The sequence below is a fragment of the Lysobacter sp. A286 genome (assembly GCF_054052105.1).
The window spans coordinates 855,042-878,594 of sequence record NZ_JBSVRJ010000001.1 but is presented as its reverse complement, the minus strand read 5'-3'; the positions used below and the strand labels follow the sequence as shown (position 1 = coordinate 878,594).

Genomic DNA, 23,553 nt, shown 5'->3' with positions numbered 1-23,553 from the left:
CCATGCAAGCCACCCCCACTCCGCGCCGCCGCAACAACGCCGGTTTCACCCTGGTCGAACTGATGGTGGTGATCGTCATCATCGGCCTGCTCGCCACCGTGGTGATGATCAACGTCATGCCCAGCCAGGACCGCGCGATGGTCGAGAAGGCCCGCGCCGACGTGTCGGTGCTGGAACAAGCCGTCGAGACCTACCGCCTCGAGAACCTCGTCTACCCGCGCACCGAGTATGGCCTCGATGCCCTGCTGCGCGCGCCCTCCGGCCTCGCCCGACCCGAGCGCTACCGTCGCGGCGGCTACATCCGTCGCCTGCCGACCGACCCGTGGGGCAACCCTTACCAGTACCGCCAGCCCGGCGAGCGCGGCGCGTTCGACATCTATTCGTTCGGCGCCGATGGCGCGGCGGGTGGCGAAGCCGACAACACCGACATCGGCAACTGGAACTGACCGTTGTCGCGCCAGCCCACCTGTTCGCGGCTCCCTGCGCGCCTGCGCGGCTTCACGTTGGTGGAGCTGATGGTGGTGCTGGTGATCGTCGGGTTGATGGGCGTGGCGGTAGTGCTGACCGCGCCGGGTGACGCCGGCACGCTTGCGCGGGAAGCCGACACCCTCGCCGCGCGGCTGGTACGCGCGCAGGAGGAGGCGATCATGACCACCCGCGCGGTGCAGGTGGTCGTCGACGCGCGGGGTTACGCCTTCGCGCGGCAAAACTTCGGTCAATGGGAGCCGCTGGACGAGGGCGCGTTCGGGCCGGTGGCATGGGCCGATGGCACCGTCGCGATGCTCGATGGCGACCGCGAGCAGGTCAGCTTCCGGTTCGAACCGACCGGTGGCGGCCGCGAGGAGCAGGTGCGGCTGGCGCGCAACGGCCAACAGCTCCGGGTCGGCGTGGACGCCGCTGGCGAGGTGAAGGTCGATGCGCCGCGCTGATCGGCCCGCGCGGGGCTTCTCGCTGATCGAGATGCTGGTCGCGATGGCGGTGTTCAGCCTGGTCGCGCTGGCGTTGTTGAACCTGGCCGGCGAGAACACCCGCACCGCCGTGGTGATCGAGGAGCGCGTGCTGGCCGGCGTGGTCGCCGACAACCGCGCGGTCGAGGCGATGCTGGCGACGCCCTCGCAACTGGCTTCGCAATCCGCCGGCACCGAGTCCGCCGGAGACCGCGAGTGGCGCTGGACCCGCACCGTAAGCCCGACCGACATGGCCGCGATCGTCCGGATCGACGTCAACGTGATGCCCGCCGGCGATGACCGCGTCACCGCGGAAGCCAACGTGTTCCGGAGCGTGCAATGAATGCACGCGGCTTCAGTCCGGCCACGCAGCACAGCGGCGCGGCGTTCAGCCGGCTTGGCGGCGATGCCGCCAGGGCAGCCGGCTTCACCCTGGTCGAGATGCTGGTCGCCCTGCTGGTCTTCGCCTTGTTGTCGGCGGTCGGGGTCTCGGTGATGGCGTACGCCGCCGACAACCAGGGCGTGGTGCAGGCGCGGATGGATCGGCTCGGCGAGTTCCAGCGCGCGCGCGCCCTGCTCAAGGCCGACCTCGCCCAGGCGGCCGTGCGCCGGGTGCGCGAACGCGACGGCACGCCCGCGCGCAACGCCTTCGTCGGCAGCACCGCGGGCGAAGGCCGGGCGATGTCCGGCGCGGCGCCACTGTTGGCATTGGTCCGCCGCGGCTGGACCAATCCCGACGCCGAACCGCGTGCATCGATGCAGTACGTCGAGTACCGGCTGGTCGACGGCCAGCTCGAACGCAGCGTCCGCACCGCGCTCGACGGTGCCGCGCCGGGCGTGCCGCAGGTGATGCTCGCGGGGATCGAGTCGGCGACGATCGGCTACCACTACCGCGGCCAATGGATCGACGGCTGGCCCGGCGGCGCGACGGCGATGCCCGATGCCATGCGGCTGCAGCTGCAACTGGAAGGACTGGGTCGGATCGAACAGTTGTTCCTGCTGCCGGGCGGCAGTTCGTGAAGCGCCGGTTCGTGAAGCGGCAGTCGGGCGTCGCATTGCTGACCGTATTGCTGCTGGTTGCGGTGATGTCGGTGCTGGTGATGAGCGTGCTGGACGACATCCGCTTCGGCCTGCGCCGGGCATCCAACGCGCAATCGATGGCGCAGGCGCAGTGGTACGCACGCGGCGCGGAAACGCTGGCGATGGCGCAGATCGACCGGCTGTCGACGCGCGACCCGGGCCGCACCACGCTGGTCGGCGACTGGAACGACCGGCCGTTCGTATTCCCGGTCGAGCACGGCGCGATCAGCGCGCGGCTGTCCGACGCCACCACCTGCTTCAACCTCAACAGCGTGGTCAAGGGTGCGCCCGAGCTGTGGCAGCGATACGACGAGGGCAGCCAACAGTTCGGCGCGCTGCTGCGGGCGCTCGACGTCCCCGCGCATCAGGCCGACGCACTGGTCGACGCGCTGGTGGACTGGATCGATTCCGACAGCGTGCCCGGCGCTCTCGGCGCCGAGGACGCGACCTACCTGTCGCGCACGCCGGCCCAGCGCACCAGCGGCGCGCTGCTGGCCGAACCCAGCGAGCTGCGCGCGATCGCCGGCTTCGACGACGACACCTACACCCGCCTGCGCCCGCACGTGTGCGCGTTGCCGACCGACACACTGTCGCCGATCAACCTCAACACTCTCGAAGAAGACGATGCCGTGCTGCTGGTGATGCTGACCGACGGTGCGCTCGGCCTGGATGCGGCACGCCGGCTGATCCGCGCGCGCCCTCCTGGCGGCTGGCCGGACGCCGACACCTTCTGGTCGCACCGGCTGCTGGACGGGATCAAACCGCTGGCGTCGGCGAAGGAACAGGTCGCGCTGTGGACGCGGTTCTTCGCCCTGCAGTCGCAGATCGAGTACGCCGGCGCGCAGGTGGTGTCGAGCGCGTTGTTCGAACACGACGCCGGCCGCACCTGGCTGGTCGAGCGCCGCCTGGCGCCACTGGAATAACCACATGACGACCCCGCGTGAGCCCATCGCGATGAACCCCAGCACCCTCTTGCTGTTGCTCCCGGCAACGCCCGCAGCCGCGGCCACCTGCCTTCAGGTCGATGGGGGCGGCCGCGTGCTCGCGCGGCGCACGGTCGACGACGGTACGCCCCTGACCACCGCTGCGACCCAGCCCCCTTCCCGGCAGGTGCTGGCTGTACCCGGCATCGAATGCCTGTCGACATGGTTGGAGCTGCCGACGCGCAATCCGGTGCAGGCGGTGGCGGCGGCGCGCGTGCTGGTCGCGGAACATGTCGCCGGCCCGGTCGACACGCTGCATCTCGCGATCGCGCCGGCCGCGGACGACGGCAGCCGCCAGGTGGTCGCGGTCGAGTCGGCGACGATGCAGGCCTGGCTCGACCGTGCCGCGGCGCTCGGCATGACGCCCGACTTCGTGGTGCCGATGCCTATGTTGTTGCCTTCGACCGACGACGCGTCCGCGGGCGACGCCGGCGAGGTCGTCACCGTCGACATGGATAGTCATTGGCTGGTCCGCGGCCAACGGCTGGCCTTCGCCGCCGAACCGGCACTGGCCGACCAGGTCATCGGCGAACGGCCGCGCCGCGTCCTGACTGAAACGGAAGCCCAAGCCGCGTTCGCCGTCAATGCGCTGGCGCCGCCGATCGACCTTCTGCAATACGCCTTCGCCCGCAAGACCACCCACCGCGAGGGTTGGCCGGCCTACCGCCGCGCGGCAATCCTGGCCGCCGTGCTGGTGGTGTCACCCTTGGTGTTGCTGGCCGCGCAGGCGATCCGCCACGAGGTCGCCGCGCGCGACCTGCAAGCCCAGGCCAACACCCGCGCCCGCGAGGTGTTGCCCGCTCTGGACAAGGACGCCGACCCGCTGCCGCCGGTGCGTGCACGGCTGGCCGAACTACAGGCCGGCGACGGCTTTGCCCGCGCCGCCGCCGCGTTGCTGGCGGCGGTCGCGGCGACCGACGGCGCCGAACTCGATGCCCTCGCCTACGCCGACGGCGAACTGCAGGCCACCCTGGTGGTACCTGCACCGGCCGCACTGGAACGCATCCGCACCGCGCTGGCCGAAGCCGGATTGGAGCTGGCCGAGACCGGCCGTCGCGACGCTGGCGGCCGCGACCAGTACGCCATCACCGTGAGGCCATCGGCATGAGCACCTTCGACAAGCTCCGGCACGGTTGGCAATCGCGTGAACTCCGCGAGCAACGGATGCTGGCGGTGATGTTCGCCGCGATCGCCGCGTTCGCGCTGTGGTTCGGTGTGGTCGCGCCCCTGCAGCGCGCCCGCGATGCGGCGCGCGACCACCTTGACCGCGCCACCGCCGACCTGCGCGAGGTCACGCGTGGGGTCTCTGCGATCCGCACCCTGCAGGCCCAGCGGCCCGCCGCATCCGCGCCCGACGATTTTGCCCGCGCCATCCTCGATGCCGCCGCGGCCGCTCAGGTGCCGGTCAGCCGCCAGCGCATCGACGAGGCCGGCGTGCTCGAAGTGGGCATCGACGCGGTCGACGCACCGGCGTTGTTGGGCTGGCTCGACGGACTGGTCCAGCAGCACGGCATCGCGCCGATGGCCGTCGACATCGCAGAACGCAACGGTCGCCTGCAGGTACAAGCCAGTTTCCGGTCGCCATCGCCATGAGCCGTCGCGCGCTGGCGTTGTGGTTCCTACTGGCCCTGGCGCTGATGCTGCTGGCGACGCTGCCGCTGCGGCTGGTATTGGCGGCGGGCTCCGGCATCGACCCGGATGCGCTGGGCCTGTCGGCGGACGGCGCATCCGGGTCGATCTGGTCCGGTCGCCTGCGTTCGGTCGAGTGGCGCGGGCAGACGCTGGGTGATGCCACCCTCGCGCTGGAGCCGCTGTCGCTCCTGCTGGGCGTGCAACGGCTCGAGCTGGCAACGTCCGGCCTGTCCGTCGACCTGCTGCGCGGTCGCCGCAGCGGCATCGACCACAGCAACGGGCAACTGCAACTGGACATCGACCAGCCGCTGCCGGGGCGGGTCGCGCACCTGTCCTTCGACAACGCCAGCCTGGTGTTCGCCGGTGGCCGCTGCCAAAAGGGCGGCGGCGCAGTCGAGGCGGAACTGGTCGTTCCTGGCCTCGCCGAGACGATCCGGTTACAAGGGCCGGTGCACTGCGATGGCGACAGCGGCTCGATCGTGCTCGCCTCGATTCCGACCACTACCGACGCCCCACGCGTCGAGGCGAACTTCACCATCAACGGTAACGGTCGCTATCGGTTACATTCGCGGGTGCAGCCTTCCGACGACCTGTCCGGGCTGGCGCTGCAGGCGGCCGGGTTCCGGCAAACGCCGGCCGGACGGGTCCGCATCGACGATGGGACATGGCCGGACTGACCAACAGGTCGCCATGTCACCGGGGGAGGACACCTCCACACAAATGCAATCAAAACGTCACAAAATTGCAGGGATGTCACATTTCTGTCATTTGCGGCCTTTAACCTGCGCGTACTTCCCCAGTACTGACATCACATCGCAATGAAACTTAAACCCAACCGTCTTACAACGCGGATCCTTGTCGGCCTGTCACTCGCCGCATTGACACCACTGATCCACGCCGGCGTCCCCATCGACACCATCGGCGGCTCCGAAATCAGTTTCGAGGGCATGGTCCAGACCGACGGCAGCTGGTACGACAACGACGTCGCCAACCTTGATGGCGATCCCGGCGACGGCAGTGACCACGACTACGAACTGCGCCGCGCGGAACTGGTGCTCAAGGGCAAGGGCCCTGGCAACGTCGACTGGGTGGTCGGTTACGACGCCAAGTCCGACAAGTGGCTCGATGTCAACGTCGAGTACGGCTTCGGCGATGGCCACACGCTGCAAGCCGGCCAGTTCAAGCAGCCCAGCAGCCTGGAGGAGCTGTCGTCGAGCAAGAACAACGACTTCATCTCCAAGGCGATGACCACCAACACCTTCGCGGTATCGCGTCGGCTCGGCGTGGCCTATGGCTATGGCCAGGACGACTGGAGCATCACCGCCAGCAGCTTCGGTCGCGAACTGACCAGCGGCGGCGCCCATGGCAGTGGTTATGGCGTTCGCGGCACCTTCGCGCCGATCAACCAGGACGGCAACATCCTTCATTTCGGCCTGTCCTACGTGAACCAAGACACCGACGCTGACACCCTGCGCCTGCGCACCCGTCCGCAGGCCGACCTGGCCGGCGTGCGGCTGGTCGACTCCGGCACGCTCACCGATACCGATCGCCTCGCCACCACCGGCGCCGAGGCGTTCTGGGTGCGGGGCCCGTTCAAGCTGCAGGGCGAGTACATGCAAGGCGAGGTCAGCCGCCACGACAACGCCGACTACAGCGCCAGCGGCGGCTACCTCAGCGCGCTCTACAACCTGACCGGCGAGAGCTGGAGCTACAAGGGCGGAGTGCCCGGTACCGCCAAGCCGGCCGACCCGGCCCGCGGCATGTGGCAGCTTGGCCTGCGCTACGACACGATCGACCTCGACGACGGCACGGTCGAGGGCGGCCAGATGGACGCACTGACCGCCGGCGTCAATTTGTACTGGCGCAAAAACTTCAAGTTCGCCCTGAACTACGTGCAGGTCGACAGCGAGCGTCTTGGTGTCAGCGACGACCCCAATATCGTCGAGGCGCGTGCGCAGTTCTATTGGTAGCGCTGTAACAAAGCCGCACGACTGTCATACACATGTAACAAAAATATCATTTCATAGGCTCAACCCGCTGGCATCAAGCCGGCCCTTTCCGTCACGGAGTTACCCATGAACCCGACACCGGCCCGATTTATTGTCCGCACCGCTGCCCTGTCCCTCGCCCTTGCGGTCGCTCTGAGCGCCTGCTCGGGCAACGATTCAGCCCCGACCACCGATACCGGCACCACCGCCGGTTCGACGGCCTCGGCAGACGCCACCGATCAGGTTGCCGCGCAGATCACCGGCGCCGGCGCGACCTTCATCTTCCCGCTGATCTCCAAGTGGTCGGCCGACTACCACACCGCGACCGGCAACATGGTCAACTACCAGTCGATCGGTTCGGGCGGCGGCATCGCCCAGATCAAGGCCGAGACAGTGGACTTCGGCTCCTCCGATGCACCGCTGGACAGCGCCGAGCTAGCCGAGGCCGGCCTTGGCCAGTTCCCTTCGGCCATCGGCGGCGTGGTGCCGGTGGTCAACGTTGAAGGCATCGAGCCCGGCGAGTTGCGCCTGACCGGCGCGCTGCTGGCGGACATCTACCTGGGCAAGGTCAAGACCTGGAACGATCCCGCGATCGCTTCGCTCAACCCCGGCGTCGAACTGCCGGCGACGAAAATCAACCTGGTCCAGCGCTCGGACGGCTCGGGCACCACGTTCAACTTCACCAATTACCTGAACAAGGTCAGCCCGGCATGGAAGGATGCGGTCGGCGAAGGCAAGTCGGTGCAGTGGCCCGACGGCGTCGGCGGCAAGGGCAATGAAGGCGTGGCGTCATACGTGCAGCAGATCGATGGCTCGATCGGTTACGTCGAGCTCGCCTACGCAATCCAGAACCAGATGTCCCATACCCTGCTGCAAAACGCCGCCGGCAATTTCGTCGCCCCCAGCGCCGAGTCGTTCCAGGCCGCCGCCGCAACCGCGGACTGGGCTGGCGCGAAAGACTTCAACCTGGTCATCACCAACGCCCCGGGCGCCGAGGCATGGCCGATCACCGCGACCAACTTCATCCTGATGTACAAGCAGCCCAAGGATGCCAAGCGCAGCGCGGACGCGATGGCGTTCTTCAAGTGGGCGCTGGAGAACGGCCAACCGCAGGCATCGCAATTGCATTACGTGCCGTTGCCGGCGGAGCTGGTGGCGCAGGTCGAGGCGTATTGGGCGGCGGAGTTCAAGACCCCGTGATTGGTTGGGGTTCGGCGTATTACGGCTTCGCCTAATACGCCCTACGCACGACATCGGAACGTAGGGCGCATTAACAATGCGCCCTACGACCACTTGGAGTTTTCCTGGACTGATGAATACCGTTGCCTTGCCAACCAGTACGCGTGATTCCAAGGATGCGCGCAACGATCGCTGGTTCCGCTACGCGCTGGTTGCGACCGTCGTGTTCGTGTTGCTGGCGCTTGCCGGGGCGGCGCTGTCGATGCTCTGGGGCGGGCGCCAGGCATTGCAGGTCACCGGGCTGGATTTCTTCTTCAGCACCGATTGGAACCCGGTGGAAAACCGCTACGGGGCGCTGGTACCGATCTACGGCACCATCGTCACCGCGGCGATCGCGATGCTGTTTGCGATACCGGTCAGTTTCGGCATCGCGTTCTACCTGACCGAGGTCGCGCCGCGCTGGCTGCGCGGGCCGGTTGGAACCGCAATCGAGTTGCTGGCCGGCATCCCCTCGATCATCTACGGCATGTGGGGCCTGTTCGTGCTGGTGCCGGTGATGACCAAATACGTCACGCCGTGGGCCAACGAGCACCTGGGCACGCTACCGGTGATCGGCCCACTGTTCCAGGGGCCACCGATCGGCATCGGCATGCTCACCGCCGGCATTGTGCTGGCAATCATGGTGGTGCCGTTCATCTGTTCGGTGATGCGTGAGGTGTTCCTGACCGTCCCGACGCGGCTGAAGGAATCCGCCTACGCGCTGGGCTCAACCAAGTGGGAGGTCAGCTGGGACATCGTGTTGCCGTACACCCGCTCGGCGGTGATCGGCGGCATCTTCCTCGGCCTGGGCCGGGCACTCGGCGAGACGATGGCGGTCGCGTTCGTGATCGGCAATTCGACCCGTTTCACCGCCTCGCTGCTGGAGCCGGGCACCACCATCGCCGCGCTGATCGCCAATGATTTCGGCGAGGCCACCGAAACCTACCGCTCCGCCCTGCTGCTACTGGGCTTTGTGCTGTTCATCGTGACCTTCATCGTGCTCGCGATCGCGCGCCTTATGCTGGCCCAGTTGTCGCGCAAGGAGGGCAACTGATGGCCGCCTCCACTACCTCCCCCAAGCGCGCATCGGCGCGCGTCGCCGATTCGCTGTACCGCCGCCGGCGCATCGGCAATGTGGTCGCACTGGGATTGTCCTGCGTGGCCACCGCGATCGGCCTGCTGTTCCTGGGCTGGATCCTGTGGACGCTGGTCGCCAAGGGCATCGGCGCCATCGAGTGGTCGTTGTTCAGCCAGGACACCCCGCCGCCCATGGCCGAGGGTGGCCTGCGCAATGCCTTCTTCGGCAGCGCGGTGATGTGCCTGATGGCGATCGGGATCGGCACCCCGCTGGGCATCGCCGCGGGCACCTGGCTGGCGGAGTATGGCCGCAGCACCCGGATCGGCACAGTGGTCCGCTTCGTCAATGACATCCTGTTGTCGGCGCCGTCGATCGTGCTGGGCCTGTTCGTGTACACCCTGATCGTCATGCAGGCCGGCGGCAATTTCTCGGCCATTGCCGGCGCGATCTCGCTGGCCTTCATCGTGCTGCCGGTGGTATTGCGCACCACCGACGAGATGCTGCGCCTGGTACCCGGTCAGATGCGCGAAGCCGCGCTGTCGCTGGGCGTGCCGCAGTGGAAGGTGATTGTGCAGGTGATGTACCGTTCGGCGATGCCCGGTATCGTCACCGGCATCCTGCTGGCGCTGGCCCGGATCTCCGGGGAGACCGCACCGCTGCTGTTCACCGCCTTTGGCAACCAGTACTGGAGCACCGACATCACCGGTCCGATCGCCAGCGTGCCGGTGGTGATGTACCAGTACGCCGGCAGTCCGTACGAGAGCTGGCAGGACCTGGCCTGGGGCGGCGCGTTGGTGCTGACCGGGTTCGTGCTGCTGATCAGCCTCGTCGCCCGCGCCATCATCTCCCGCCACCGGGTGTCCAATGACTGAGCTCCTGCAACGCCCCGCCCTTTCGCGTACCCACAAGGCCCCGGCCATGACCAACGCAATGTCCCCCGCAGTCGCCATCGATGCGACGGCCAAGCTCGCTGCGCGCGGGCTGGACTTCCACTACGACAAGTTCCATGCGCTCAAGGGGATCAATCTGTCGATTCCCGAGAAGCAGGTCACGGCGCTGATCGGCCCGTCCGGCTGCGGCAAGTCGACCCTGCTGCGGGTGTTCAACCGCATCTACGCGCTGTATCCCAAGCAGGACGCCAGCGGCGAGGTACTGCTGGACGGGGAGAACATCCTCGATCCGAAGTACCCGATGAACCGGCTGCGCAGCAAGGTCGGGATGGTGTTCCAGAAGCCGGTGCCATTCCCGATGACGATCTTCGAGAACGTTGCCTACGCGATCCGCCACCACGAGAAGTTGTCTAAGGCGGAGATGGCCGTGCGCGTCGAACACGCCCTGCACCAGGCCGCGCTGTGGGACGAGGTCAAGGATAAACTGGGGGCCAGCGCACTGGGCCTGTCGGGTGGCCAGCAACAGCGTCTGTGCATCGCCCGCGCCATCGCGCTGCGCCCGGATGTCCTGCTGCTGGACGAGCCAACCTCGGCGCTGGACCCGATCTCGACCAGCCGCATCGAGCAGCTCGTCGCCGAGCTGAAGAACGATTTCACCATCGTCATGGTCACCCACAACATGCAGCAGGCCGCGCGCGTGTCCGATTACACCGCCTTCATGTACCTGGGCGACCTGATCGAGCACGACGTGACCAGCACCATCTTCTCCAACCCGTCCAAGCGCCAGACCGAGGACTACATCACCGGCCGTTTCGGCTGAGGACATTGACATGACACCGATTCCCAGCGAACACATCGTCAAGAGCTACGACGAAGAACAGCAGCGCCTGTTCGACGAGACCCTGCGCATGGGTGAGATGGCCGCCGCCCAACTGGAAGCCGCGCTGGACGTGGTATCCCGTCGCGACGACTCGGCTGCCACCCGGATCATCGACAACGACGAGGCGATCGACCAGCTCGAGCAGGAAATCAGCCACGACGTCATGAAGCTTGCCCTGCGCGGGCCGATGGCGCGCGACCTGCGCGAGATCCTGGCGGCGATCCGCATCACTTCCGATATCGAGCGCATCGGCGACTACGCAGCCAACGTCGCCAAACGCTCCACCGCGCTGAACCTGGCACCACCGCTGCCGCATATCAGCGGGTTGCAGGTGATCGGGCGGCTGGCAGTGACCCAGTTGCGCGACGTGCTGGTGGCCTATCGCGACAGCGACGTGGCCGCCGCCAAGCGCGTGCGCGAAAGCGATGTCGCGATCGATACCGCTTACACCGCGCTGTTCCGCGAACTGCTGACCCACATGATGGAAGACCCGCGGGTGATTACCCCGTGCACCCACCTGCTGTTCATGGCCAAGAACATCGAGCGCATCGGCGACCACGCCACCAACATCGCCGAGAACGTCTGGTTCCTCGTCCATGGCGAGGACGACCTGCCCCCGCGCCCGAAGGCGGATGACAGCAACACGTTGGCGCCCCGACCGGGAGCCCCCGGCACGCGTTGATCCACCTGCGTCGTAACCGCGCTAGCATTACCACCACCGCGGCGCGGCCGCTAATGACGAGACAACACCATGTCGCACAAGTCGAACAAGCCCGTTTTCGCCGCCAGTGCCGCCCTCGCCGGCAGCCTGGTCTTCACTGGCGCCGTTCTTGCCAGCTCCGCATTTGCCGCCACCCCGCTGGCGCAGGGCTACATGCTCGGCGCACAGGACGCGGCAGCTACCGAGAAAACCGCCCACGAGGGCAAGTGCGGCGAAGGCATGTGCGGCATGGACAAGATGGATACCGACAAGGACGGCCAGCTGTCCCCAGCCGAATTCGCCGCCGCACATGATGGCGACAGCAGCAAGTTCGCCGCCCACGATGGCAATGGCGACGGCTTCATCGACGCCGATGAGATGAAGGCCCACCGCGCTGCAAAGAAGGCCGACATGCCTGCCAAGACCGACACGGAAGGCAAGTGCGGCGAGGGCAAGTGCGGCTCGATGTAAGACCCGCCATGGCTGCCCCATCGCAATGACCTCCACCGCCACGCTCGCACCCCATGCCGTCGGCCTGGGGCTGCGGCGCGGCTTGCTGCCGGAGTTGCGGGTGGCGCCGGTAGGCAGTTTCGACTTCCTCGAAGCCGCGCCGGAAAACTGGATCGGCGTCGGTGGCGCGCTGGGTGAGGCCTTTCGGGAACTCGTCTCGCGCCATCCCCTCGTGTGCCATGGGCTATCGCTTTCACTCGGCGGGCCCGGTCCGCTGGACGACACTTTCCTGGGCAAGCTGCGCCGGTTCCTGGACGCACACCAATGCCCGATCTACAGCGAACACCTCAGTGCCTGCAGCGACGATCAGGGCCAGCTCTACGACCTGATGCCGTTGCCGTTCACCGATGCTGCTGTCCACCACGTCGCGGCGCGTATCCGCCGGGTCCAGGACGCACTGGGCCGGCGCATCGCGGTGGAGAACATCTCCTACTACGCCACCCTGCCCGCGCCCGATGCCATGCGCGAGATCGACTTCATCCGCGCCGTGCTCGACCGCGCCGATTGCGACCTGCTGCTGGACGTCAACAACCTCGTGGTCAACGCGACCAACCACGGCTACGACGCCCTCGACTTCCTGTACGCGCTGCCCGGCGAACGCATCGCCTACCTCCACGTCGCCGGCCACTTTGACGAAGCCGCGGATCTCAAGATCGACACCCACGGTGCGGCCGTCAGCGACCCGGTATGGGCGTTGCTGGCGCATACCTACCGTGCATTCGGCCCACGCCCGACGCTGCTGGAGCGCGACTTCAACCTGCCGCCGCTGGATGAGTTGCTGGGCGAGCTGGATATCGTGCGCCGGCATCTCGATCCGCACCGAGCAGAGCAGCGCGAACCGCCGCATGGCCAGGCCTCCCGTGTCGCCTGAGGACTCCATCACCAACGGTGCAGGCAACCGCAGCAACATCGAGGCAGCGACCGGCAGCAACGCCCAGCGCGCACTCAGCGACTACATCCGCGATCCTGACAACGCGCCGCCGCCCACCGGTATCGAAGCGCGCCGGCTGAAGGTCTATCGCGAGTTGTTCTTCAACAACCTGCAGTCGATGCTGGCCGGCAACTTCCCGGTGATCAAACGGATCCTGGGCGGTGCGCCCGATACCGACCGTTGGTCGGCATTGGTGCGCGACTTCTATCGAGACCATCCTTCACGCACCCCTCTGTTCACCGAAGTGGCGCGCGAATTTGTTCGCTACCTGGAAACCCGCATCGTGCAGGACGACAACCCTGCCGGAGCGCACGCCCATGCACCGGGACGCGACACCCCGCCCTGGCTGCCGGAACTGGCCCATTACGAGTGGGTCGAACTGGCCCTGCAGATCAGCGAAGCACACGCCGACGATATCGCCCCCGATCCCAACGGAGGCTCCGGTGCCCTGCTCGACGACCGCCCACTGGTGTCGCCGCTGGCGTGGCCGCTGTCGTACACATGGCCCGTGCACCGGATCGGCCCCGACCATCAACCCGACACCCCACCGACCGAACCCACCTGCCTGTTGCTGCAACGCGACGCCGCCGGAAAGGTCCACTTCCAGCAACTCAGCGCGCTGACGTTCCGCCTGCTGCAGAGGCTGGAACAACAGCCCGCATTGGATGGCCGCAGCCAGCTGCGGGCTCTGGCCGCGGAAGCCGCGATTGCCGCCGACGATGCCTTCATCGAACAGGGCCATGTGATGCTGCAACAACTGCGAGCGAGCGGCGTCATTGTCGGCACCCGAAAAAAAACGCCAGTCCAAGCCTGACGCACCCGTCTGCTACGCTTCCGCGATGACAACTGCTGCAACACCCTCCCCCGCCGCGCCGCCTGACGCGTCAACGGTCTCGCCACTGGCCACCCGCTTCCGCGGCTTCCTGCCGGTCGTGGTCGATGTGGAAACCGGCGGCTTCGACTGGAACCGCCATGCCCTGCTCGAAATCGCGGTACTGCCGCTGGATATCGATGAAAACGGGCTGCTGATCCTCGGCGAGACCACCAACGCCCATGTGGAGCCCGCGCCCGGCCTGGATATCGACCCCAAATCGCTGGAGATCACCGGCATCGTGCTGGACCACCCGTTCCGGCTCGCCAAGGAAGAACGCGCGGCGCTGGACCACGTGTTCGCCCCGGTGCGCGCGGCGTGCAAGAAGCACGGCTGCCAACGCGCGATCCTGGTCGGCCACAACGCCCACTTCGATCTCAACTTCCTCAATGCCGCGGTCACCCGGGTTGGTCACAAGCGCAACCCGTTCCACCCCTTCAGCGTATTCGACACCGTGACGCTTGCCGGGGTGGCGTACGGCCAGACCGTGCTCGCCCGCGCGGTGCAGGCGGCCGGCTTCGAATGGGATGCCAACGAGGCCCACTCCGCCGTCTACGACACCGAGCGCACCGCCGAGCTGTTCTGCAAAATCGTCAATGCGTGGCCGGGACCGATGGCCGGTGTAGCTCCGCTGGCCCGGATGCCGTCCTCGCCGTAAATAGCCACCATGCCGCTGCGGCGGTGAAGGCTACGGCGTGGCCAGCTTCAGGCCGACCAGCCCCGCGATGATCAGCAGGATGCTGCCGACCCGGAGTGCATTCACCGGCTCGTCGAACAGCACCACGCCCAGGATGACCGTGCCCACTGCGCCCACACCCACCCAGATCGCGTAGGCAGTCCCGACCGGCAGCGACTTCATCGCGATGCCGAGCATGCCGACACTGATCGCCATCGCGGTCAGGGTGCCGACCGTCGGCCACAGGCGGGTAAATCCTTCGGTGTATTTCAGCCCGATCGCCCAGGCGATTTCAAACAGGCCGGCGAGTAGCAGGATGATCCAGGCCATGACGTTCTCCGTATCGATGGGGCCGTCCCCGGATGAACTGGAGCGGCGGGGTCGTCCCCGCGCCCTGCAAACTCAAAGCCGCTGACGCACCGCTTCGAACAAGGTTACGCCGGTGGCGACCGAGACGTTGAGGCTCTCGACACCGCCGCCGTCGCCGCCGGGCATCGGGATGTTCACCAACTGGTCGCAGTTCTCGCGCGTCAGCCGGCGCAGGCCATCACCCTCGCCGCCCAGCACCAACCCGACGTTACCGCGCAGGTCGATCGAGTACAGCGACGCCTGCGCATCGCCGGCCAGGCCGTACAGCCAGACGCCGAGCTTCTGCAGGTCCCGCATGGTCCGGGCCAGATTGGTTACCGGCACCACTGGCACGCTGTCGGCGGCACCCGCGGAGGTCTTGCGCACAGTGGCGTTGACCTGCACCGACTTGTCCTTGGGGATGATCACCGCGGTCGCACCGGCGGCAGCCGCGCTGCGCAGGCAGGCACCCAGGTTGTGCGGATCCTGCACGCCATCCAGCAGCAGGATCAGCGCGCGCCCTTCGGCAGCGGCGACGAGATCTTCCAGCTCGTCCTCACTCCAGGTCTTCGCCGCCGCGTAACGTGCCACCACGCCCTGGTGACGCAGGTTGCCGACCACGCCGGCCAGCGCCTGCTGGTTGACCCGGCGTACATCGATTCCGAACCGGCGCGCAGACGTCTCAATCTCGGTCAGGCGCGGATTCTTCGCCCCGGCCTCGATCAGCACCTCGCGCACGTTGTCGGCGTCGTGCTCGATCGCGGCGGTAACGGCATTGATGCCGGCAATCCATTGTTTCTGGCTCATGCGGGTCGGGAAATGGCGGTAGGGCCGGCCATTGTAAGGCGCGGCGGAGCAGACAGCCGACTAGCGGCTGCCAGCACCGTTGATGACGCCGAGCAGCTTTTCAAGCGTGTCAGACGTGTAGCGCACTTCGCTCGGAGTATCTGGCAACGGCGGACGATCGTCTGCTTGCCTCAGCGCTTCCGTGAGGCCGCTTGCAGTCCCATAAATAGGGGCCGCAACTGTGAGCGGGTTTGGCCTGGGGGCGGAACCGTGGAGCGCCTGATGAACAAGCATGGCGTTCAGCAGCGCCAGATCTTTCCCCGGATGCATGCCGTCAGCGGCGAACCATGTCAGCTCAGGCGCCACGCTACGCAACTGCTGTAGCTTTTCGGAAACCTCGACGTACATGATTCCCGCCTCCTCAGCCGCCGCGGCCTCCTTCTCGACCAAGTTCCGGGACACGACCGCATTGGGCTGGTAGGTGCCCAGGAGAACAACGGCCACGCCTTGTTCCCTGGCAAGATTTGCGAGGGTTTTGATCGCTGCCCGGGACTCAATGCAGGACTCAGGCCCGAATGAGCAGATCAGGTCGCCGCCGCGCTCTTGAAGAACAAGGGCTGTGTATTTTCCCGCGGCGAGCGCACGCGCCGCTGAACCATCAGCGACGCGCTGGGAAAGCGTTGCTCCGCCGCGCACGATCATGTCGCTGGTGGCAGGGTGCCCATTTGCCACCGCAAGCGCAGAGTAGATAGCAGGAACGTTCCCTACATACGTGAGGCTGTTGCCAACGAAAAGAACTCGTTCTGGCTGTTCGTGCGGATCTATCACGCGACACGACGCGCAGACAACGAGGAATAGAAGAGCTAGAGCGAGGATGCGCATAGTGTTTGCTCAGCTAACGCCAGAACCAAGCCGTCGTATGCAGGTACCGCGATGCAGATTCGATCATTATCCGGAGCCATGCCGCCCTTCCTGCATCTGGCTTTGACGGCGTCATCGCGAACGTCCATGGATCCCCGCCTACGCGGGGATGACGGCGGGGAGGCGGGGAGGCGGGGATGACCGCGGGTAGAGGCGATGCGTCAGGCCTCTCAGCGCTTCTGCTTCTTGCGCTTGGCCGGCTCGGTGCGGGGCGGCTCGGGTTTGGCGCCGCCCGTTTCCTCGGCCAATCGGAAGTCGATCTTGCGCTCCTCCAGGCTGGCCTTCATCACGATGATGCTGGCGCGGTCGCCGAGGCGGAATTCGCGGCCGTTGCGCTCACCTGTGAGGGTCTTGCGAATGGGATCGAAGCGGTAGTAGTCGTTCGGCAGCTGGGTGACGTGGACCAGGCCGTTGACCTTGGAATCGTCCAGCTCCACGAACAAACCGAAGCTGGTCACGCCGCTGATCACGCCGTCGAACCGGCTGCCCACGTGCTGCTCCATCCAGGCGGCGCGGTAGCGGTCATCGACCTCGCGTGAGGCCTCGTCGGCGCGGCGGCCACGCTCGGAACTCTGCAGCGACAACTGCGCCATGTCGCTGGGCGAGTAGCGGAAATGCTCCGCCTTGGCGCCGGTGAGTGCGTGCTTGATCGCGCGGTGCACCAGCAGGTCGGGATAGCGCCGGATCGGCGAGGTGAAGTGGGCGTAGGCCTCCAGCGCGAGACCGAAGTGGCCGATGTTCTCGGGCTGGTACACGGCCAGGCTCTGGCTGCGCAGCAGGACCGACTCGATCAACGGCCCATCGGCGCGTTCACGGGTGTTGCGCAGCAACTGGGTGTAATCGCGCGGCTGCACCTTGGACCACGGCGGCATCCGCAGCTGGAACTCCTTGAGGAACTCCAACAGGTCTTCGTACTTCTGCTCCGGCGGCCGGTCGTGGGTGCGGTACGGCGCGACCACCTCGGCGTTGATCAGGAACTTCGCCGCCTCCACGTTGGCGGCGATCATGCATTCCTCGATCAGCTTGTGCGCGTCATTGCGCACCAGCATGCCGGCCTGCACCACCTCGCCGCGCTCGCCCAGCACGAAGCGCACTTCGCTGGACTCGAATTCGATCGCGCCGCGCTTCGCCCGCGCCTTGGCCAGCACCTGATACAGCTGGTGCAGTCGCTGCAGATTGGGCAGCAGCGACCCCACCTGTTCCAGCGCCTCGTTCCGGGCGTCTTCCTCGATGCCGTCGCCAATCGCGCTCCAGACCTGGTTGTAGGTCAATCGCGCGTGCGAGTTCATCACCGCTTCGTAGAATTTCGCCTCGGTCACCTGGCCATTGCGATCGACCTGCATGTCGCAGACAAAGCACAGCCGGTCGACCTTGGGCTTCAGCGAGCAGATGCCGTTGGACAGCACCTCGGGCAGCATCGGCACCACGAAACCGGGGAAATACACCGACGTCGCGCGATTCTGCGCCTCCTCGTCCAGCGACTGGCCCGGACGCACGTAATGGGACACATCGGCGATCGCGACCACCACGCGGAAGCCGTCGCGGTTGGGCTCGCACCACACCGCATCGTCGAAGTCCTTGGCATCCTCGCCATCGATGGTGACCAGTGGCAGGTCCCGTAGGTCGACGCGCTTGGCGGTCTCGGCCGGCAATACATCCACCGGGATCGCGGCCGCCTGGTCGAGCACTTCGGGAGGGAATTCATACGGGATGTCGTGGCCGTGGATCGCCGCCTGCACCGCCAGCGAGGCGGTCAGGCGGTCCCCCAGGACGGTCAGGATCCGGCCCAGCGGCGGCCGGCGCGCATCCGGGGAGCGGGTCAATTCGCAGACCACCAGGTTCCCGGGCTGGGCGTCGCCGCGCGCCTCGGGCGGAATCAGGATGTTGCGCTGGACCCGGCGGTCATCGGGTTCGACATAGCAGACACCGTCCTCCAGCGTGAAACGCCCGATCAGACGATTGAGCCGGCGTTCCAGCACCTCCACGATCGCGCCTTCCTGGCGGCCGCGGCGGTCGACACCGGTCACGCTGGCCAGCACGCGGTCGCCGTGCATCACCTTGCGCATCTCGTAGGGCGGCAGGAACAGGTCGTCGCCGCCGGCCTCCGGGCGCAGGAAGCCGAAGCCGTCGGGGTTGGCGATCACGCTGCCGGCGACCAGGTCGACTTGCTCGGCCGGCACATAACCGTCGCGGCGGTTCTGCAGCAGCTGGCCGTCGCGAACCATCGCGCGCAACCGCGCGGTCATCGCCTCGAAACGTTCCGGCTCGTCCAGGCCCAGCCGGGCCGCCAGCGCCTCGGCGTTCATCGGCCCGTCGGAGTCAACCAACACCTGCAGGATCATCTCGCGGCTGGCGATGGGCTGCTCGTAACGGGCGGCCTCGCGGGCGGCGTGAGGATCATTCAGCCTGCCATCGCTTGACACGGCACTACCGTGCAACGGTGCCAACGGCGGCTTGCGGGCACCGCTCGGTGGCGGCTCGGGCAGCCAACCTGGCTTCTTGCCGCCAGCCTTGGCCGGCCCTCGACCAGCTTTTCCGGGCTTGGCGCTGCCGGCAGATTGCGAGGTTCCGGCCTTGCCGGTCGATTTTTTGGCGCCACGGCGCTTGCTGGGAGGCTTGTTCATCGCCGAGATGTTACAGGTGCCGCGTCAACAGGCTGTAGGTAAAATCGCCGCCGAGCAGTGAGCCAACGGGCTGGACAGGCTATCGGCAATAAAAAAACCCCGCCGGGGCGGGGTTCTTGTTTGTCCGACATGGTAGTCGTCGAACGGTGTTGGTGCCCGGGAGAGGACTCGAACCTCCACGGAGTTGCCCCCGCTAGCACCTGAAGCTAGTGCGTCTACCAATTCCGCCACCCGGGCAAACCGCAGAACCAATCTGGCTGTGCGGGCCGCGTATGTTGCGATGCGCGGAAAGTCTTGTCAACGCCCCGCATGCAAATAAAATTCCAGAAAAGTGGGACAATGCATCCAGGAAGGGCTCGACGGGCCGCTCCTGCCATCGCAGTTGATGCGCGCCCGATTCAGAGCTAACTTCAACCCACCACGACAGATTCCCGCGGACGACGCGCGTTTTTCGATGCGTCGTCCGCATTGCTTTTGGAGCCATGAAGCATGAACGCTACCACCACCCCGCCGCTGTTGCTGTCGCGCTTGGACTACGAGCGTCTGGAGTCCCTGCTCGAGCAACCGCTGGCACAGGGCCTGAACACCGACGCATTGCGCCACGAGCTCGATCGCTCCGAATTGCTCGAGCCGGCCGAGATGCCCGATGACGTGATCACGATGAACTCGACCGCCCGTTTCCGCGACGTCAACAGCGCCGCCGAGCGTGAGCTGACGCTGGTTTACCCGAAGGATGCCGACGGCAGCCCGGAGAAGGTGTCGATCCTGGCGCCGGTCGGCAGCGCATTGCTTGGCCTGCACGTGGGTGCGGTCATCGACTGGCCGGTGCCCGGTGGCCGCACGATCACCCTTGAAGTCCTTTCGATCCGCTACCAGCCCGAGGCTGCAGGCGAACTGCACCGCTGAGGCCGTCGCACCCAATGACTGATTCCGTACGGCCCGTTTTCCACGGTTACGAACAAGTCCCACTGCGTGAATATGCCGAGCGCGCGTACCTCGATTATTCGATGTACGTCGTGCTGGACCGCGCGCTGCCATTCCTCGGCGACGGCCTGAAGCCGGTGCAGCGGCGGATCATCTACTCGATGAGCGAGCTGGGCCTGAATGCCTCGGCGAAGCCGAAGAAGTCCGCGCGCACCATCGGCGACGTGATCGGCAAATACCATCCGCACGGCGACAGCGCCTGCTACGAGGCGATGGTGCTGATGGCGCAGCCGTTCTCGTACCGCTATCCGCTGGTCGAGGGCCAGGGCAACTTCGGCTCCAGCGACGACCCCAAGTCGTTCGCAGCGATGCGCTACACCGAGTCCAAGCTGACCCCGATCGCCGAGGTCCTGCTGGCCGAGCTGACCCAGGGCACGGTCGACTGGGTTCCGAACTTCGACGGCACCCTGGAAGAACCGTCGTGGATGCCTGCGCGGCTGCCGCACCTACTGCTCAACGGCACCACAGGCATCGCCGTCGGCATGGCCACCGACGTGCCGCCGCACAACCTCAACGAGGTGGTCAGCGCCTGCATCCGCCTGCTGGAGGATCCGGACGCGACCACGCGCGACCTGTGCGAGCACGTACTCGGTCCGGACTACCCGACCCCCGCGGAGATCATCACCCCGCGCGCGGACCTGTTGCAGATGTACGAGACCGGCCTGGGCAGCGTGCGCACCCGCGCCGTGTACGAAAGGGAAGGTCCCAACATCGTCATCACCGGCCTGCCCCACCAGGCCTCGCCGGGCAAGATCATCGAGCAGATCGCGACCCAGATGCGGTCCAAGAAGTTGCCGTGGTTGGAGGACATCCGCGACGAGTCCGACCACGCCAACCCGACCCGGATCGTCTTGATTCCGCGCAGCAACCGGATCGATGTCGAGCAGCTGATGGGGCACCTGTTCGCGACCACGGATCTGGAGAAAAGCTTCCGGGTCAACATGAACGTGATCGGCCTGGACGGCCGCCCGCAGGTCAAGGGACTCAAGCCGTTCCTGACCGAATGGCTGACGTTCCGCACCGACACGGTGACCCGCCGGCTCAACCACCGGCTGGCGAAGGTCGAGCAGCGTCTGCACCTGCTGGAAGGGCTGCTGGTCGCGTTCCTCAACCTGGATGAAGTGATCCGCATCATCCGCAGCGAGGACGAGCCCAAGCCCGCGCTGATGCAGCGTTTCTCGCTCAGCGAGGAACAGACCGACTACATCCTGGAAACCCGTCTACGCCAACTGGCGCGACTGGAAGAGATGAAGATCCGCGGCGAGCAGGACGAGCTTGCGAAGGAGCGCGAGCAGTTGATGGCGATCCTGGGCAGCAACCGCAAGCTGAAAAAGCTGGTCAAGGATGAATTGCTGGCCGATGCGAAAAAATTTGGTGACGACCGCCGCTCGCCGTTGGTCGCACGCGGCGCCGCGCAGGCGCTGTCGGAAACCGACCTGGCGCCCAGTGAACCCATGACCGTGGTGCTCAGCGAAAAGGGCTGGGTGCGCGCAGCGAAAGGGCACGACGTCGACGCGGCAACGATGAATTACCGCGACGGCGACCAGTTGCTGGCATCCACCCGCACCCGCAGCAACCAGCAGGTCGCGTTCCTGGATTCCAGCGGCCGCAGTTACTCGACCGTGGTCCATGGCCTGCCTTCCGCGCGCGGCAACGGCGAACCACTGACCGCGCGTTTCTCCCCCGCCGCGAAGACGTCATTTCAGGCCATCGCCAGTGGCGACAACGATCAGCGCTTCGTACTCGCCAGCTCGCACGGCTATGGCTTCGTGACCCGCTTCGAGAACCTCACCAGTCGCAACAAGGCCGGCAAGGCGATGCTGTCGCTCACGCCCAACGCCAACGTGCTGCAACCGGCCGCGGTGAGCGACCTGGCGCAGGATCGCGTGGTCGTGGCAACCAGCGCCGGCCACCTGCTGGCCTTCCCGGCCTCGGAGTTGCCGGAGCTCGACAAGGGCAAGGGCAACAAGCTGATCGACATTCCCCGCGCCAAGCTGGGCACCGAGCACGTGGTCGCGGTGGCCGTGCTCGCACCGGGGGCATCGCTCAGCGTGAAGTCCGGTGCGCGCACGATGACCGTGACCTGGAAGGATCTGGAGGCCTACCTGGGTGGACGCGCGACGCGCGGCGGGTTGTTGCCGCGTGGGTGGCAGAAGGTTGAAGGGCTGTCGGTCGAATAGAGCGCCCATGATCGAGGCAACTGCACGTGCGCGGCTTTGGCCAGCGCCGGATCCAGTGGTGCAACCCCGCCTGCAGGACGATGCCACCATCGTTATCCACGCCCCCGGCCACGGCATGAGCCCTGAACAGATCAGCGCGATCTTCGGTTGAAACCCCCGTCTACGTGACCATCTCAGGTCAAAGGCCCGCAACCGCGACATGGGTCCAACCAGGAGCATGAAGTGAACAACAGCAAACGCATCCGTGTCGGCATGATCGGCCTCAACCCGGGCATCCACTGGGGCGCAACGGCCCACGTCCCGGCGCTCGCCGCCCTGGTCGACGATTACGAGCTGGTCGGCGTGGCGAACACCAGCCTTGCCAGCGCTGAACGTGCCGCCGAAGCGTTCGGGTTGCCGCATGCGTTCGCCAACGCCCAGGCGCTGGTGGAGTCGCCCGAGGTGGACCTGGTCGTGGTCACCGTGAAGGTGCCGCACCACCATGCGCTGGTGACGGCGGCGCTGGAGGCCGGCAAGCACGTGTATTGCGAATGGCCACTGGGCAACGGCCTGGCCGAGGCGCGCGAGCTGGCCGCCCTGGCACGGGCGCGCGGCGTGGTGGCAGCGATCGGCACGCAGATGCGGGTGGCTCCGGAGATCGAGCACCTACGCGACCTCATCGCCGGTGGTTACGTCGGCGACGTGCTGTCGACCACGCTGGTCGGCAACGGCGGGCAATGGGGCGGGGAAACCGATGCCGCGCATGCCTACCTCTACGATGCAGGCAATGGCGCGACGCTGTTGACCATCCCGCTGGCGCATACGCTGGCCGGACTTTGCGAGGTGCTCGGTGGTATCCACAGCCTGTCGGCGCGCCTGGTCCGCCACCGGGACACGGTGCACGTCCAGGACACCGGGGACGTCATCGCGAATACCAGCCCGGAGCAGGTGCTGGTGCAGGGCACGCTCGAGAGCGGCGCGGCATTCTCGATCCACTATCGCGGCGGCGTCTCGCGCGGAGTCAACCTGCTGTGGGAGATCAACGGGACGCAGGGCGACATCCAGGTGACCGGCGCCAGCGGCCACGCCCAACTCGTGGACCTCGCGGTGAGGGGTGGCAATGGCGATGCCCCTGGACTGGCGCCGTTGATGCCGCCTGCCACCGCCTACGAGGGCTTGCCGGACAACGCGACCGCACGCAACGTGGCGCGCATTTACGCCCTGCTCGCGCAGGATATCCGGCAGGGAACGCGACGGGCGCCAGGCTTCGAAGACGCCGTCGTGCTGCATGAACTGGTGGATGCGATCGAGCGGTCGGCTGCAGAGGCGGAGCCGGGACTCTAAATC

General features: G+C 66.6%; 26 protein-coding genes and 1 tRNA gene. 22 read left to right on the top strand and 5 right to left on the bottom strand.

The window, feature by feature from the left end; genetic code table 11:
• Positions 1-2 precede the first annotated feature (2 nt).
• The 18 genes from gspG (at position 3) to rnt (ending at position 14,366) form a co-directional block, all read left to right on the top strand.
• Positions 3-446: a type II secretion system major pseudopilin GspG gene (gene gspG / locus ACW7G0_RS04190; RefSeq protein ID WP_456987824.1), complete on the top strand. Its 444-nt coding sequence runs from the start codon at positions 3-5 to the stop codon at positions 444-446.
• Between the two features lie 3 nt (positions 447-449).
• Positions 450-929, top strand: coding sequence for a GspH/FimT family pseudopilin (locus ACW7G0_RS04185; RefSeq protein WP_456987822.1), 480 nt, complete (start codon positions 450-452; stop codon positions 927-929).
• Positions 916-1,290, top strand: a complete 375-nt coding sequence (gene gspI, locus ACW7G0_RS04180; protein ID WP_456987821.1) for a type II secretion system minor pseudopilin GspI — start codon at positions 916-918, stop codon at positions 1,288-1,290. The genes ACW7G0_RS04185 and gspI overlap by 14 nt, the downstream gene beginning before the upstream one ends.
• On the top strand, positions 1,287-1,967 hold the full coding sequence (gene gspJ / locus ACW7G0_RS04175; protein ID WP_456987819.1) for a type II secretion system minor pseudopilin GspJ: 681 nt from the start codon (positions 1,287-1,289) through the stop codon (positions 1,965-1,967). Before gspI ends, gspJ begins: the two co-directional genes overlap by 4 nt.
• Positions 1,968-1,978: 11 nt before the next feature.
• Positions 1,979-2,950, top strand: a complete 972-nt coding sequence (gspK, locus tag ACW7G0_RS04170) for a type II secretion system minor pseudopilin GspK (RefSeq protein WP_456987817.1) — start codon at positions 1,979-1,981, stop codon at positions 2,948-2,950.
• A gap of 4 nt (positions 2,951-2,954) precedes the next feature.
• Positions 2,955-4,118: a type II secretion system protein GspL gene (gspL, locus tag ACW7G0_RS04165; RefSeq protein WP_456987815.1), complete on the top strand. Its 1,164-nt coding sequence runs from the start codon at positions 2,955-2,957 to the stop codon at positions 4,116-4,118.
• Positions 4,115-4,603, top strand: coding sequence for a type II secretion system protein GspM (gene gspM / locus ACW7G0_RS04160; RefSeq protein WP_456987813.1), 489 nt, complete (start codon positions 4,115-4,117; stop codon positions 4,601-4,603). The genes gspL and gspM overlap by 4 nt, the downstream gene beginning before the upstream one ends.
• Positions 4,600-5,319 (top strand): type II secretion system protein N, encoded by a 720-nt coding sequence (gspN, locus tag ACW7G0_RS04155; protein ID WP_456987811.1) that lies wholly within the window; start codon positions 4,600-4,602, stop codon positions 5,317-5,319. The genes gspM and gspN overlap by 4 nt, the downstream gene beginning before the upstream one ends.
• Positions 5,320-5,460: 141 nt before the next feature.
• Positions 5,461-6,612: an OprO/OprP family phosphate-selective porin gene (locus ACW7G0_RS04150; protein ID WP_456987809.1), complete on the top strand. Its 1,152-nt coding sequence runs from the start codon at positions 5,461-5,463 to the stop codon at positions 6,610-6,612.
• A 105-nt stretch (positions 6,613-6,717) separates the two neighbouring features.
• Positions 6,718-7,830, top strand: coding sequence for a phosphate ABC transporter substrate-binding protein PstS (pstS, locus tag ACW7G0_RS04145; RefSeq protein ID WP_456987807.1), 1,113 nt, complete (start codon positions 6,718-6,720; stop codon positions 7,828-7,830).
• Between the two features lie 112 nt (positions 7,831-7,942).
• Positions 7,943-8,902, top strand: coding sequence for a phosphate ABC transporter permease subunit PstC (gene pstC, locus ACW7G0_RS04140; RefSeq protein WP_456987806.1), 960 nt, complete (start codon positions 7,943-7,945; stop codon positions 8,900-8,902).
• Entirely contained in the window at positions 8,902-9,798 is an 897-nt protein-coding gene (pstA, locus tag ACW7G0_RS04135; RefSeq protein WP_456987804.1) for a phosphate ABC transporter permease PstA, read from the top strand. Before pstC ends, pstA begins: the two co-directional genes overlap by 1 nt.
• 46 nt (positions 9,799-9,844) lie before the next feature.
• On the top strand, positions 9,845-10,636 hold the full coding sequence (pstB, locus tag ACW7G0_RS04130; RefSeq protein ID WP_456987802.1) for a phosphate ABC transporter ATP-binding protein PstB: 792 nt from the start codon (positions 9,845-9,847) through the stop codon (positions 10,634-10,636).
• 10 nt (positions 10,637-10,646) lie between these two features.
• Positions 10,647-11,378, top strand: coding sequence for a phosphate signaling complex protein PhoU (gene phoU, locus ACW7G0_RS04125; RefSeq protein WP_456987800.1), 732 nt, complete (start codon positions 10,647-10,649; stop codon positions 11,376-11,378).
• Positions 11,379-11,447: 69 nt separating this feature from the next.
• A complete protein-coding gene (locus ACW7G0_RS04120; protein WP_456961880.1) occupies positions 11,448-11,867 on the top strand; it encodes an HvfA family oxazolone/thioamide-modified RiPP metallophore in 420 nt (139 codons plus the stop codon).
• A gap of 25 nt (positions 11,868-11,892) precedes the next feature.
• Positions 11,893-12,777 (top strand): HvfB family MNIO-type RiPP peptide maturase, encoded by an 885-nt coding sequence (locus tag ACW7G0_RS04115; RefSeq protein ID WP_456987799.1) that lies wholly within the window; start codon positions 11,893-11,895, stop codon positions 12,775-12,777.
• Entirely contained in the window at positions 12,752-13,651 is a 900-nt protein-coding gene (locus tag ACW7G0_RS04110) for an HvfC family RiPP maturation protein (protein ID WP_456987797.1), read from the top strand. The genes ACW7G0_RS04115 and ACW7G0_RS04110 overlap by 26 nt, the downstream gene beginning before the upstream one ends.
• Before the next feature lie 25 nt (positions 13,652-13,676).
• The gene (gene rnt / locus ACW7G0_RS04105; protein WP_456987795.1) at positions 13,677-14,366 is read left to right on the top strand and encodes a ribonuclease T; all 690 of its coding nucleotides are present in this window, start codon (positions 13,677-13,679) and stop codon (positions 14,364-14,366) included.
• A gap of 30 nt (positions 14,367-14,396) precedes the next feature.
• Here the strand turns inward: rnt and sugE are convergent, their stop codons facing one another.
• The 5 genes from sugE to ACW7G0_RS04080 all read right to left on the bottom strand — a co-directional run bounded on the left by sugE (position 14,397) and on the right by ACW7G0_RS04080 (position 19,300).
• Positions 14,397-14,714 carry a quaternary ammonium compound efflux SMR transporter SugE gene (sugE, locus tag ACW7G0_RS04100; RefSeq protein WP_456987793.1) on the bottom strand — a complete coding sequence of 106 codons (318 nt, stop codon included), beginning with the start codon at positions 14,712-14,714 and terminating at the stop codon, positions 14,397-14,399.
• Positions 14,715-14,786: 72 nt separating this feature from the next.
• Positions 14,787-15,539, bottom strand: coding sequence for a 23S rRNA (guanosine(2251)-2'-O)-methyltransferase RlmB (gene rlmB, locus ACW7G0_RS04095; RefSeq protein ID WP_456987792.1), 753 nt, complete (start codon positions 15,537-15,539; stop codon positions 14,787-14,789).
• Between the two features lie 60 nt (positions 15,540-15,599).
• A complete protein-coding gene (locus tag ACW7G0_RS04090) occupies positions 15,600-16,400 on the bottom strand; it encodes a hypothetical protein (RefSeq protein ID WP_456987791.1) in 801 nt (266 codons plus the stop codon).
• Positions 16,401-16,609: 209 nt separating this feature from the next.
• Positions 16,610-19,063 carry a ribonuclease R gene (gene rnr, locus ACW7G0_RS04085; RefSeq protein WP_456987789.1) on the bottom strand — a complete coding sequence of 818 codons (2,454 nt, stop codon included), beginning with the start codon at positions 19,061-19,063 and terminating at the stop codon, positions 16,610-16,612.
• A 150-nt stretch (positions 19,064-19,213) separates the two neighbouring features.
• A tRNA-Leu gene (locus ACW7G0_RS04080) sits at positions 19,214-19,300 on the bottom strand.
• 252 nt (positions 19,301-19,552) lie between these two features.
• On the opposite strand from ACW7G0_RS04080, the gene rnk reads away from it, so the two are divergent.
• The 4 genes from rnk (at position 19,553) to ACW7G0_RS04060 (ending at position 23,550) form a co-directional block, all read left to right on the top strand.
• Positions 19,553-19,969 (top strand): nucleoside diphosphate kinase regulator, encoded by a 417-nt coding sequence (gene rnk / locus ACW7G0_RS04075; protein ID WP_456961888.1) that lies wholly within the window; start codon positions 19,553-19,555, stop codon positions 19,967-19,969.
• Positions 19,970-19,983: 14 nt separating this feature from the next.
• Positions 19,984-22,227: a DNA topoisomerase IV subunit A gene (parC, locus tag ACW7G0_RS04070; protein WP_456987788.1), complete on the top strand. Its 2,244-nt coding sequence runs from the start codon at positions 19,984-19,986 to the stop codon at positions 22,225-22,227.
• 7 nt (positions 22,228-22,234) lie between these two features.
• Positions 22,235-22,378, top strand: a complete 144-nt coding sequence (locus ACW7G0_RS04065) for a hypothetical protein (protein WP_456987786.1) — start codon at positions 22,235-22,237, stop codon at positions 22,376-22,378.
• A 71-nt stretch (positions 22,379-22,449) separates the two neighbouring features.
• Positions 22,450-23,550 (top strand): Gfo/Idh/MocA family protein, encoded by a 1,101-nt coding sequence (locus ACW7G0_RS04060; protein ID WP_456987785.1) that lies wholly within the window; start codon positions 22,450-22,452, stop codon positions 23,548-23,550.
• Positions 23,551-23,553 lie beyond the last annotated feature (3 nt).